Origin of the sequence: Natroniella sulfidigena (genome assembly GCF_023223645.1) — a bacterium.
In the GTDB taxonomy this organism is placed as follows: Bacteria; Bacillota; Halanaerobiia; order Halobacteroidales; family Halobacteroidaceae; genus Natroniella; species Natroniella sulfidigena.
This window is the reverse complement of sequence record NZ_JALKBY010000016.1, coordinates 1-12,973: the sequence shown is the minus strand read 5'-3', so window position 1 is coordinate 12,973 and position 12,973 is coordinate 1. Positions and strand designations below refer to the sequence as shown.

The 12,973-nt window shown below is 35.2% G+C and carries 9 protein-coding genes; 8 read left to right on the top strand and 1 reads right to left on the bottom strand.

Features of this window, described 5'->3' with window-relative positions; all coding sequences use genetic code 11:
• Nucleotides 1–9 precede the first annotated feature (9 nt).
• The 5 genes from carB to MWH28_RS10475 all read left to right on the top strand — a co-directional run bounded on the left by carB (nucleotide 10) and on the right by MWH28_RS10475 (nucleotide 7,166).
• Nucleotides 10–3,213, top strand: a complete 3,204-nt coding sequence (gene carB, locus MWH28_RS10495; protein WP_248619329.1) for a carbamoyl-phosphate synthase large subunit — start codon at nucleotides 10–12, stop codon at nucleotides 3,211–3,213.
• A gap of 173 nt (nucleotides 3,214–3,386) precedes the next feature.
• Nucleotides 3,387–4,187, top strand: coding sequence for a dihydroorotate dehydrogenase electron transfer subunit (locus tag MWH28_RS10490; RefSeq protein WP_248619328.1), 801 nt, complete (start codon nucleotides 3,387–3,389; stop codon nucleotides 4,185–4,187).
• The gene (locus MWH28_RS10485; RefSeq protein ID WP_248619327.1) at nucleotides 4,180–5,103 is read left to right on the top strand and encodes a dihydroorotate dehydrogenase; all 924 of its coding nucleotides are present in this window, start codon (nucleotides 4,180–4,182) and stop codon (nucleotides 5,101–5,103) included. The genes MWH28_RS10490 and MWH28_RS10485 overlap by 8 nt, the downstream gene beginning before the upstream one ends.
• A gap of 280 nt (nucleotides 5,104–5,383) precedes the next feature.
• Complete coding sequence (gene pyrE, locus MWH28_RS10480; protein ID WP_248619326.1) at nucleotides 5,384–5,956, top strand: orotate phosphoribosyltransferase; 573 nt, start codon at nucleotides 5,384–5,386, stop codon at nucleotides 5,954–5,956.
• 328 nt (nucleotides 5,957–6,284) lie between these two features.
• Nucleotides 6,285–7,166 (top strand): GNAT family N-acetyltransferase, encoded by an 882-nt coding sequence (locus tag MWH28_RS10475; protein ID WP_248619325.1) that lies wholly within the window; start codon nucleotides 6,285–6,287, stop codon nucleotides 7,164–7,166.
• A 142-nt stretch (nucleotides 7,167–7,308) separates the two neighbouring features.
• On the opposite strand, the gene MWH28_RS10470 is transcribed toward MWH28_RS10475, so the two are convergent.
• A complete protein-coding gene (locus MWH28_RS10470) occupies nucleotides 7,309–9,066 on the bottom strand; it encodes an Rqc2 family fibronectin-binding protein (protein WP_248619324.1) in 1,758 nt (585 codons plus the stop codon).
• 177 nt (nucleotides 9,067–9,243) lie between these two features.
• On the opposite strand from MWH28_RS10470, the gene MWH28_RS10465 reads away from it, so the two are divergent.
• The 3 genes from MWH28_RS10465 (at nucleotide 9,244) to MWH28_RS10455 (ending at nucleotide 12,948) form a co-directional block, all read left to right on the top strand.
• Nucleotides 9,244–11,979, top strand: coding sequence for a calcium-translocating P-type ATPase, SERCA-type (locus tag MWH28_RS10465; protein ID WP_248619323.1), 2,736 nt, complete (start codon nucleotides 9,244–9,246; stop codon nucleotides 11,977–11,979).
• 332 nt (nucleotides 11,980–12,311) lie between these two features.
• Nucleotides 12,312–12,644, top strand: coding sequence for a hypothetical protein (locus MWH28_RS10460; protein ID WP_248619322.1), 333 nt, complete (start codon nucleotides 12,312–12,314; stop codon nucleotides 12,642–12,644).
• Nucleotides 12,645–12,768: 124 nt separating this feature from the next.
• A complete protein-coding gene (locus MWH28_RS10455; protein WP_248619321.1) occupies nucleotides 12,769–12,948 on the top strand; it encodes a hypothetical protein in 180 nt (59 codons plus the stop codon).
• Nucleotides 12,949–12,973 lie beyond the last annotated feature (25 nt).

The window sequence follows — 12,973 nt, the reverse complement described above, 5'->3', positions numbered from 1 at the left end:
GGGTTAATTATGCCAAAGAGAGAAGATTTAAAGAAGGTAATGGTTATTGGATCAGGGCCAATTATTATTGGACAAGCAGCAGAATTTGATTATTCAGGAAGTCAGGCTTGTCGGGCTTTGAAGGAAGAAGGATTAGAAGTAGTCTTAATTAATAGTAATCCTGCTACAATTATGACCGATCGGAATATGGCCGATAGAGTCTATATTGAGCCGTTGACTGTTAAATATATAAAAGAAATTTTAAAGAAAGAAAGACCTGATGGTTTATTACCGACTCTAGGTGGTCAGACAGGGTTGAATTTAGCGATTGATCTATCTGAGGATGGTATTTTAGAAGAGTTAGGGATAGAGTTGTTAGGAACACCTTTAGATACGATTCAGCGGGCTGAGGATCGGGATACATTTAAGGCCTTGATGGATGAGATTGGAGAGCCGATCTTGACCAGTCGGACTGCAACTACAATTGGTGAGGCCAAAAAGATTGCTAACAAGATTGGTTATCCAGTAATTGTAAGACCAGGTTATACTATGGGAGGAACTGGTGGTGGAGTTGCCAATAATCCAGACCAGTTAGATGAGATTGCAGCACGTGGTTTTAAGCATAGTTTGATTGGACAGATTTTGATTGAAAAGAGTATTAAAGGATGGAAAGAAGTTGAATATGAAGTAATGAGAGATGCTAATAACAATTGTATTACTGTCTGTAATATGGAGAACTTCGATCCAGTGGGGATTCATACGGGTGATAGTATCGTCTTTGCTCCTAGTCAGACCTTAACTGATAAGGAGTATCAGATGTTACGCTCTTCTTCTTTAAAGATTATTAGAGCTTTAGGGATTGAAGGCGGTTGTAATGTTCAGTTTGCTTTAGACCCAGAGAGCTTTAATTATAATATTATTGAGGTTAATCCACGGGTTAGTCGTTCTAGTGCTTTAGCTTCTAAGGCGACAGGTTATCCAATTGCTAAGGTGTCAGCAAAGATTGCTTTGGGATATACTCTAGATGAGATTGAAAATGCAATTACTAAGAAGACGACAGCTTGTTTTGAGCCTGCTCTTGATTATGTAGTAGCTAAGATTCCACGTTGGCCTTTTGATAAATTCCATTATGCAGAGCGAGAATTAGGAACTCAGATGAAGGCAACAGGAGAGGTAATGGCGATTGAACGAACGATAGAAGCCTCTTTATTGAAAGCAGTTCGTTCTTTGGAAGTGGGAGCTTCTGGATTGAAGCATGAGGAAGTAGAAAGTTGGAGTGATGAACAGTTAACAGAGAAGTTAAAGGTAGCAGATGATCGAAGAATTTTCGTAATTGCTGAAGCACTTGGTCGAGATTGGAGTATTGAAAAGATTCATCAACTGACAGAGATTAATACCTTCTTCTTGGTCAAGATGAAGAATATTATTGACTTAGAGAGGAGATTGGAAGGGGAAGGTTTAACTCCAGAGTTGATTAGAGAGGTTAAGCGATTTGGATTTTCTGATAGGGAGATTGGAATCTTGACCGATAAATCAGAGCAAGAAGTTAATCAATTCCGCAAAGAGCATGGGATAGAGACTGCTTATAAGATGGTAGATACTTGTGCAGCTGAGTTTGAAGCAGAGACCCCTTATTATTATTCAACTTATGAGCGAACTAATGAATCAGAGGTAACGGATGAAAAGAAGGTATTAGTCCTTGGTTCAGGGCCAATTCGAATTGGTCAGGGGATAGAATTTGATTATTGTAGTGTTCACTCTGCTTGGGCATTACATGAAAAAGGATATGAATCAATTATTGTTAATAATAATCCAGAAACGGTAAGTACTGACTTTGATACTTCAGATAGGTTGTACTTTGAGCCATTGGCTAAAGAAGATGTAATGAATATCGTTGACTTAGAGCAACCAGAAGGGGTTGTAGTTCAGTTTGGAGGGCAGACTTCTGTCAATCTAGCTAAGCCATTAGCAGAAGAAGGGGTCAATATTCTAGGAACATCAGTCAAAGCAATCGATATTGCTGAAGATAGAGACAAATTTATTAACTTATTAAATGAGTTAGAAATCCCTACTCCAATCGGTGATGTAGCTACTTCAATGGATGAAGCAGCTAAGATAGCTAACGAAATAGGTTATCCTGTCTTAGTACGTCCTTCCTATGTCTTAGGTGGTAGAGCAATGGAGGTTGTCTATGATGAGCAAGAGTTAGCAGAATATATGGAGAATGCAGTCAAGGTTTCGCCAGATCGTCCAATCTTGGTTGATAAGTATATGATTGGAAAAGAGATCGAAGTTGATGCTATTTCTGATGCAGAAGAGATAATTATTCCAGGGATTATGGAGCATATTGAGCGAGCTGGTGTCCATTCAGGTGATAGTATTGCTGTCTATCCAGCTCAGACATTGACTGCTGAGCAAGAGGCCAAGCTAGAGGAGTATACAAGAAAGTTGGCCCAAGCACTAGATGTCAAAGGATTGGTTAATATTCAATATGTTCTTCATGATGGCGAGATTTATGTGATTGAGGTCAATCCACGTTCAAGTAGAACAATTCCTTATTTGAGTAAGGTGACAGGAATACCGATGGTTAATTTAGCAACTAAAGCGATGTTAGGGGAGAAGTTAAAAGATTTAGGTTATCCAACAGGTCTATTACCAAAACAGGATCATGTAGCAGTTAAGATACCTGTCTTCTCCTTCTCTAAATTAAGAAAGGTCGATACTAACTTAGGGCCAGAGATGAAGTCAACAGGTGAAGTTTTAGGGTTAGATCATGATTATAATAAGGCACTATATAAAGGGTTTGTAGCAGCAGATATAGATATTCCTGAAGAAGGTAGAATTTTAGCTACGATTGCTGATAAGGACAAAGAGGAAGCAATATCTTATATTAAAGATTTTGCTGAACTCGGTTTTGAGATTGTAGCTACTGCTGGAACAGCTGAGGTATTACAAGAAGTAGGAGTAGAGGTGGAGGAAGTTAAGAAAGTATCAGAAGGTTCTCCACATGTAATTGATATGATAGAAGCAGATGAAGTTGATTTAGTGGTTAATACGCTGACTAAAGGTAAAGTCCCAGCGAGGGATGGATTCCAGATTAGAAGGAATGCAGTAGAGATGGGAATTCCTTGCTTGACTTCACTTGACACAACGAAAGCAATCTTGCGAGTCTTACAGGAGAATAAAGAAACAGGTGCAGAGGCAACTGTTCAAGCATTACAAGACTACGTGTAAAAGCAGTGTATAGTGTACAGTTTACAGTTGACAGTAGAGAGAAAAAATCTAAAATCAAACCATGCTAAATTTATAAACATAAAAATCTTTATAGGTTTTGAGTTTTAAGGTTTTGAATTCTAACTGTCAACTGTACATTGTCAACTGTAAACTAAAAAAAAGGGGGGAGCTCAATGGCACAACGAGTAATTAGAGAGATTGTTGAGCAGCAGAAGATTGGCCCAGGATATTTCAAGTTGGTAATTAAAGCACCAGAGATAGTAGCCCAGGCTAAAATTGGACAATTTGTACATATTAAGTGGATAGCTGAAGAGAGAAATTCTGACCCATTATTAAGAAGGCCGATCAGCATCAATCGGATCAATCACGAAGAAGAGACGATAACGCTTGTCTATCGAGTTGTAGGCCGGGGGACAAAGGTATTATCTAACTTAAAACCAGGAGATCAATTAGATATTATGGGACCCTTAGGAACTGGATTTAGTATTTCTGAAGATACTAACAGAGTATTGGTTATTGGAGGGGGAGTTGGAATTGCTCCTTTGTACCCGCTGGTCAATAAGTTAATAGAAGCGAATAAGGAAGTTATCTTACTATTAGGAGCAGAGACTGCAGAAGAAGTAATAGATTTGGATAGTTTTCAAGAATTTGACCTTGAACTGAAGGTTGCCACGATGGATGGTAGTTTAGGAAAGCAAGGTTTCGTAACCGATTATTTAGAGGAATTAGAACAGGAGATGGATTATATTTATACCTGCGGGCCAACACCGATGATGAAGGTTATTAGAGATTGGGCAATTGACTTTAATGTTCCTGGACAAGCTTCCTTAGAAGAGCGAATGGGTTGTGGTACAGGTGCATGTCTATCCTGTGTTTGTCAAGTCAAGATAGAGGGTAAGGATGGTTGGACTTATAAACAGGCCTGTACAGCTGGCCCAGTCTTTCCATTGCGGGAGGTGATCTTTGATGAGTAAGGTAAATTTAGCAGTTGATTTGAATGGGTTAAAGTTACAAAATCCAGTTACGACTGCCTCTGGTACCTTTGGTTTTGGTTTAGAATATAAGAATTATGTTGACTTAGATAAGTTAGGTGGAGTAATGGTCAAAGGAACTACCTTACAACCTAAAAAGGGTAATCCTACTCCTCGAATTGCCGAGACACCTGCTGGAATGTTGAATGCTATTGGGCTGCAAAATCCTGGAGTCGATCACTTTATAGAGCAGACTTTACCTGGGATTAAGGATAAGGAGTTTAAGACGATTGTTAATATTTCAGGAAATACCGTTGAGGATTATGCTAAACTAGCTGCTAAGTTGGCTGAGACAGAGATCGGTGCAATCGAGATTAATATCTCTTGTCCTAATGTTAAAAAAGGTGGTTTAGCATTTGGTACGGAGGCTGATATGGCAGCTTCAGTGGTCCAAGCAGTTCGAGCAGAGACTTCATTGCCGTTGATCACTAAATTATCTCCTAATGTGGTTGATATAACTGAAATTGCTCAGGCTGTAGAGGAAGCAGGAACGGATATCATCTCTTTAATCAATACTTTGTTGGGAATGAAGATTGATATTGAACGCCAAGAGCCTATTTTAGCTAATAAGGTTGGTGGTCTATCAGGGCCAGCAATCAAACCGGTAGCAGTCAGGATGGTCTATCAAGTAGCCCAGGCAGTTGACATTCCGCTGATTGGAATGGGAGGTATTTCGACTGTTGAGGATGCAATTGAGTTCTTTTTAGCAGGGGCCAACGCTATCTCAGTTGGCACGGCTAACTTTGTCAATCCAGAAGTTACGATGGAGATTTTAAAGGGGCTAGAGGAGTATTTAATCGAGCATGATTATCAAGATATAAATGAGATTGTAGGGAAAGCAGTAAAGAGCAGTGAATAGTTAATAATGAATAGTGAATAGTGAATAGTGAATAGTTAAAGAGCATAAAAAAATAGCTTAAGTCTAAGGTTGAGGTTGAGTTTAAGTTTAAGCCAACCGTTAAAAGCATAAGGGCTTAGGTTTTACTTAAACTTAGACTTAGCCTTAAACTTAAACTTTTAAGTGGCAGTTTATATATAACTGATAGTTAATATCTCTTAATTATAAAGGGTTAGATTTTTGATTTTAACTGTCAACTGTACACTGTAAACTGTCAACTATCAAGCGGGGGGGATGTTAAATGAAAGAGGAACAAGTAATCGAGATTTTTAAAGAGACTGGGGTTTTACAAGAAGGGCATTTTAAATTAAGTTCAGGGTTGCACAGTGATCAATATTTACAGTGTGCTCAAGTGTTACAGCATCCGATTCATGCTCAGAAGTTAGCTGAGGGATTAGCTGCTAAATTTGCTGAGTTAGATATAGATCTAGTCGTTGGCCCGGCGATGGGAGGGGTTACTCTTGCCTATGCGGTTGGTTTAGCAATGGAGCAAAAGACTATCTTTACTGAACGTGAAGAAGGTGAGATGGTTCTGCGAAGAGGATTTAAGATTAATCCTAATGATAAAATTTTAGTGGTGGATGATGTCTTGACGACTGGTAAGTCTGTACGGGAAGTAATTGAGGTAATTGAACAGAATGGTGCTGAACTGGCAGCGGTAGGTACTTTAGTAGATCGAAGTAATGGTCAGGTTGATTTTGGGGTTCCTACTGAAGCAATGTTGGCTGTGGATGTGAAGACTTATGAGCCTGATGACTGTCCGATGTGTGCAAGAGGATTAAAGATAGATAAGCCAGGCAGTAGAGATATTTAAGGTTGTTGGCCCCAGAGATGGGGCCTTTTAAGTTTGAGGTTGAGTTTAAGCTTAAGTCAAGCATTAAATGTCTAAGTAAAAATATAAGAATAAAGTTTTAATTTTTACTTAGACTTAAACTTAACCTTAGACTATGAGCGTAAGTCATTTTTTATTCTATACATAAATTTCAAGGAAAGTGTATATAATATATTTGTAGATTGAATAATTTTCCTGAAAAAGAAGGTGAAAAGCGATTAATCTAGAAAGAATATTAAAGGAAACTATTTTTTTCTAGTAGTTAATCAAGCTTAGAATAGATATTAATTTAATGAAAAGAGGTGAGCTGATGCAACAATATGTTTATGCCAATGAGGGAAGGGTATTGTTACGTGAAGCAACTGAGGATGATATCTCTAAAATTTATGAGATGTATCAGGATACTACTCCTAAATTGTGGTGGAAAGATGAAGATTTAAGTGAATTTCATGCTGAGTTAATTAAAGAGGTCAATGGCAGAATGTTTGTAGCTGTACTAGATGATGCTGTGATTGGTTACGCCGAATTGATTTTACCTGAATCTACAGATGAATATGTTTATTTAGTTAGATTGGAGATACATGATGATTTTAGGAGGAGAAAGTTTGGAATAGAATTAGTACGCTATACAGCTATTATTATGAAAGGGTTAGGTTATGAAGGTTATATTACCTGGCCTAACACTGATAAATCGAAAGGACTTTATAAGAAAGTAGGATTAAAAGAAATTAGAGAAGAGCCTCAATTATCAGTTAACATAGTTGCTCAAAGAGAGACGGTAGAAGTTGAAAAGGTTGGAGAGTTGACTATTTCTGAGCGACCAGAAGATTTAAATGTAGTAGTTGGTTGTCCATGGGCAATGGATTATACTTGGTTAAAATCATTTAAAGCTGGTCAAAAGGAGCTCTTAAATTATGTTGGCCCATATGTGCACCAAGTGAAAGTCGATGATTTTGAAGTGGTAGTCTTATTTAATGGGAGATCAGTTTATATTTATGCTCAAGAAGAATTGCCAGCTCAAATAGTAGAGCAACTGTTAGCTTATGCTTCTAATTTGGCTTTAGATAATGATGTTGAGCAGTTACATATTAATATTGAGGAATCAATTTGGTCTGAGATTGATTTATCTGATATGTGGGAGATTGAAAAAGAAGAAGAGCGTTTAGAAATGAAGATGGATTTTGACAGGTAGGCTTAGAAGCCTACCTGTTATTTTTTTATCATTAAGGAAATTATGCTTTTTAGAGGTTGTGAATAACTTTTACTAGTTTATATTTGTTTGTTTTACTTAAACTCAATCTTAGACTTAAACTGAGTTGCTGGAGGCAACTTTTTTAATCAGTTACTTCCAAACTCTCAACTAATTCTTGATCAGGATCAACATATAAAGTAGTCTGATTTTCATAGTAAACCATGCCTGGTTTGGCCCCTTTTGGTTTGTTGACATGTTTAACTTGAGTATAATCAACAGGGACATTACTAGATTCTCTTCCTTTACTATAAAAAGCAGCGATTTGAGCTGCTTCTAGAATTGTATCTTCAGGGATTTCGTCTCTAGTATGATTTCTAACTATTACATGAGAACCAGGAATCTCTTTGACGTGAAACCACAGGTCTTGATTATTGGCCATTTTTTTAGTTAACTTATCATTTTGGCGATTATTTCTACCGACTAAAATATCATGACCTTCTGTTGATTTAAATTTTAATGGAGGCAGTTTCTTATCTTTTTTATTTTGATTTGATTTTTGTTCTTTAATATAATCCTCGTCAACCAATTCTTGATAAATTTCTTTTAGCTCTGTAAGTGTTTCTGCTTGTTCAATATTAGTTTCTACTTGTTTTAAATAATTAATTTCATTTTTAGCTTTTCTGACTTCATTTTTGAGGTATTTAATACTTCTCTTTGCTTTTTCATACTTTTTAAAATAATATTGAGCATTCTCAGCAGGACTTAATTCAGGATCTAATTGAATTGTCAGCTCTTCATTGTTTTCTGAGTAATAGTTCTGTAATTTAACTTTTTTCATTCCTTTTTCTAACTGATAAATATTAGCAGTAATCAGTTCCCCTTTTAATTGGTACTTATCTGCATTATAAGCTCCTTTGAGCTGACCATTAACTCGCCTATATTTCTTATAAGCATTTTCTTTATTTTTTTCAATGGTATTCTCCATCTTTCTTGTTAAATTATTGATCTTCTTTCGGGTTATTCTGTTTACGAAATAAAAGTTAAGTAATTGATTGATGGAATTAAATTCTTCTTTAGTTAGATCATCAAATTGTTGTAGCTCTAAGGCAGCATAGGCTTCAAAGTTACCTGCTTCATCTAAAATAAGTGTAGGTTCAAACTCTTCAGTACCAACTTTCTCAAAAATTTCACTAAAACTGGGCCAAAGTTCTTCAATTTGAGCATAACTGGTTAAATCATCGTATTCATTTACTGGACTACGATGAGCAATTTCGGTTGCCATTGTTGGCCCGATGCCACGATAACTCTTCATTATTGTTTTATAGATGGGTTGGCCCGTCTTTTCTTCTAAAACAGATTTGAACTCTTGTTGGTTTGTAGTTAATGGATTTTTTTTGTCTTGTCCAGGAGGTGGTAGATATTTCTTGCCTGGAAGTATTTCACGATAGCGACTCATATTTGATGTTATTCTTTTGATACTATCAAGAATTTGGCGATCTTCTTTTAGTAATATTATATTACTATGTCGTCCCATCAGTTCTATAACTAAGATTTTATCCTCTAATTCACCGTTATTATTTTTATATTGAATTGTAATCTCTAAAATGCGTTCAAAATCTGGTTGTTTAATTTCTTTGATCCTACCGGATTGTATATGCTTTCTAAGCAACATACAAAAAGTAGGCGGTTGTAAAGGGTTGTCAAATTCCTGGTCAGTAATGTGAATTCGTGGTTCTTGTGGATTAGCAGAGATCAAGAGTTTAATATTCTCTCCTGGTTGTCTAAGTCTAATTGTTAATAAGTGCTTTTGTGGTTGATATATTTTATCAATTCTACCTTTAATCAATTTTTTACTAAGTTCAGACTTTACTGCTGCTAAAGTAATACCATCTAATGCCATAGTAACAGCTCCTTCCTAAATTTCTTATCCTCATACTAACATGATAGTTATTTTTTTTCAATTATAATTTCAGATATGAAATGTTTTTATTAATTAGGAGGTTATTTTTTGAAAAAAAACTGAATAATGATAATTATAGTAGACTAGTTAAATCTAAAATAATTAGGAGGGATATAAATGACAAACAACAGCCTATACAATATAACAATTCAACAAATAAAAAATAAATTTGGAATAAATTATCTAGACAGTGGTTTGGATTCTAACCAGGTAGAGGAAAGATTAAAAACAATTGGTTTAAATAAGATTCCAGATAATAGTGGTTACTCTGTTTTGAGTCTTTTTTTGGAACAGTTTAAAGACTTCATGGTCTTGGTTTTGATCGGGGCAATTATTATTTCAGGGTTTTTAGGAGAATTTGATGATGCAATTGCTATTTTAGCAATTGTTATCCTAAATGCGATTATGGGGTTTGTCCAAGAAGTTAGAGCGGAAAGATCATTGCAAGCTTTAAAAGAGTTGTCAGCACCTCAAGCAAAAGTTTTACGGGAAGGTTCAATTGAAGAGGTTCCATCTCAAGAATTGGTTCCAGGAGATATAATTTTAGTAGAAATGGGAGATAAAATCCCTGCTGATGCAAGAATTATTAAAGAAAATAACTTGAAGGTTAATGAAGCATCACTTACTGGAGAATCAATGGCAGTAAATAAGGAGAATACTACTTTACAAGGAAAAGTAGCAGTTGGAGATAGAAAGAATATGATTCATATGGGAACTATAGTCACTAAAGGGCGAGCTGAAGCGATTGTTACAGCAACTGGTACTGATACTGAAATGGGTAAGATAGCAGATTTACTACAACAATCTGAAGATAATAAAACCCCATTACAAGAAAGGTTAAATGACTTAGGGCAGTGGTTGGTGCTAATCTGTTTTATTGCTTGTGTAGCGGTTGTAGGTTTAGGAGTTATCAAAGGTGAGTCAATTTATAAGATGTTCTTAGCAGGAGTAAGTTTAGCAGTGGCAGCTATTCCTGAAGGTTTACCAGCAATTGTAACATTATCATTAGCAATTGGTGTACAGAGAATGATTAAAAGAAATGCAATAATTAGAAAGTTACCAGCGGTTGAGACTCTAGGTTGTGCAACTGTAATCTGTTCTGATAAAACAGGAACACTAACTAAAAATGAAATGACCGTTCAACAAATATATACTATTGATCAATTATTTAATTGCCAGGTAGAAGGATTTGATAATCCACGGTTAAAGAGGATATTAGAGATTGGTACTATTTGCAATAATGCGAGGCTAAAAAGAGGGAGTTCGTTGTCAGGAAAAATTAATGAAGTGAAAGATTATGTTTTAGGGGAAGAATCTAAAAAAGAAGTGGTTGGTGATCCTACAGAAGCAGCTTTACTTCTAGCAGCGGATAAAGTTGGACTAAAAAAAGAAGATTTAAGAGCTGAATTTTCTAAGGTGTTAGAAGTTCCATTCAGTTCTAGTCGCAAAAGAATGTCTATTATTGGTAAAAAAAGAGGGGAGTATGAACTGTTTATTAAAGGTGCTCCTGATGTTTTATTAGAACGATGCAGCAATTATATAGAAGATGGTCAAGTTAAAAAATTAACTTCCAGGATTAAGAATAAGATAATTAGGCAAAATGAAGGCTTAGCTAATCAAGCACTTAGAGTATTAGCAGTTGGTTATCGTAAATTAGGTAGTAATATAGATCAAAACAATTTAGAGAAGTATGAAAATAATATTATTTTTGTAGGGTTAGTAGGTATGATTGATCCTCCTCGAGATGAAGTTAAGAGTGCAATCATAGATTGTAAGAAAGCTGGAATTATTCCTAAAATGGTGACTGGTGACCATAAGAATACAGCAGTGGCGATAGCAAAACAGTTAGAATTATTAAATAAGGGAGATCAGGTAGTAACAGGAAAAGAACTTTCTCAAATGAGTGATCAAAAACTAAAAGAGCAGATAGATGATATAGCTGTCTTTGCTCGTGTGGCTCCAGAAGATAAACTGCGAATTGTAAAGATATTGCAAGAAAAGGGTCATGTAGTAGCAATGACTGGCGATGGTGTCAATGATGCTCCAGCAGTTAAGGAAGCAGACATTGGGATTGCAATGGGTGAGAAAGGAACTGATGTTACTAAAGAAGCTTCTGCATTGATCTTGGCTGATGATAACTTTGCTACAATTGTAGCAGCAATAGAAGAAGGTAGAGCAATTTATGATAACATTCGTAAGTTCATTCGTTATCTGTTATCCTGTAACATTGGAGAGATATTGGCTATGTTTTTAACTTCATTGTTAGGATTGCCTTTACCATTGCTTCCAATTCAAATCTTGTGGGTCAATCTAGTAACTGATGGTTTACCAGCTTTAGCACTAGGAGTAGACCCAGCTGATGATGATATCATGGAGAGGCAACCAAGGGATAAAGAGGAGAGTGTCTTTGCTCATGGACTAAAATGGAAAATAGGTGCACGAGGAGTATTGATTGCTTTAGGAACAGTATTGGTATTTTTATTTGGAATTAGATTTACTGATTCGTTGCTAAAAGCTAGAACCTTAGCTTTTACGAACTTAGTAATGGCCCAATTATTCTTTGTCTTTAGTTGTCGTTCAGAAGAGCATAGTCTACTACGAATTAATCCCTTAAGTAATATATATCTATTAGGAGCAGTTGCTTTCTCCTTTGGGATGCATTATTTAGTATTACATCTACCATTCTTACAAGAAATATTTAATACTACTGTATTAAGTAGGGGAGAATGGGGGTTAATAATATTAGTCTCTGGAGGAAGTACATTATTAATAGAATTGGTTCAATTTGTTACTAATTTATTTAGAAAAAATATTTCTTTAATAGACTTTAAAGAGTTAATAAGTAAGACGTGATATTTTAAAACAAAATATTTAATTATTAGCAGACTCTTATCTTGATAGATGGGGGTCTGTTTTCTTTTGGTTAGCTGAACTTAGTGTTAGGTAGATTATTGTAAGTGGTAACTAACTTCATGTTAATTTACATATAGATAATTATTTAATATAATTTAATTAAAGAAGAAATAAAAAAGATCTTTAAGCAGGGGATTAAGAGAGGTAATTTGGTAAGCTTTTTATAAGTTAGCTAGGAGAGTTGATAATATTGAAACTGATCTTGCTAGTGTTTAATAGATAGTAAGTTAGGATACATAAGATAATTATTTCAAAAGGAGTTAAAACGAAAAATGACAGATAAACTAAAAGGTAGTAAAGAAGCAATTGAAGTCGAGCAAATTTATCATAGTAAAGATTCCAATCGAGTTGAAGTAATTTATCAGTTAAGTAGAGGAATTAAAGTTATTAAGCGTAGTGATAAAATTGTTAAAAAGTTGAATATTGAGAAATGGGAGGAAGTTAGTTTTGTTCCAGAAAATTTTAAACAGGTGAATAGAAATATCACTCCCCAAGAAGAAGAACAGTTAAAGGCTTTTTTGATTCAGTCTCAGCATGATAAGCAATCTTGGCAAGATAAGTTGAAAAGTATTTGGCAAAGTATTACTAATCTATTTAAAAAATAAGAGGGTCTCTGACTAATGTTGTGAAGAAAAATATGTAAATTTAAAAAATAAAAATGCATTTGGCAAGCTTTCTCTAATTATTTAAGTAACCACAACTTAAAAAAAGAGAAAGGAGCTTGACCAAATGCAACCTTATAATATCACAAAATTACTTGATTTACCAGATCTAATTGCTACTGATTTATTAATTTTAGATGGTGTATATGTTTTTATAGCAGAATCTAAAACAAAAGAATGGGAATGTCCTAACTGTTATAATGTTTCTAAGCCCATGAAGCATATTTCAAAACAGTTTTTAGAATAAATGTCGTTTTCTTCCTTCAAACTAT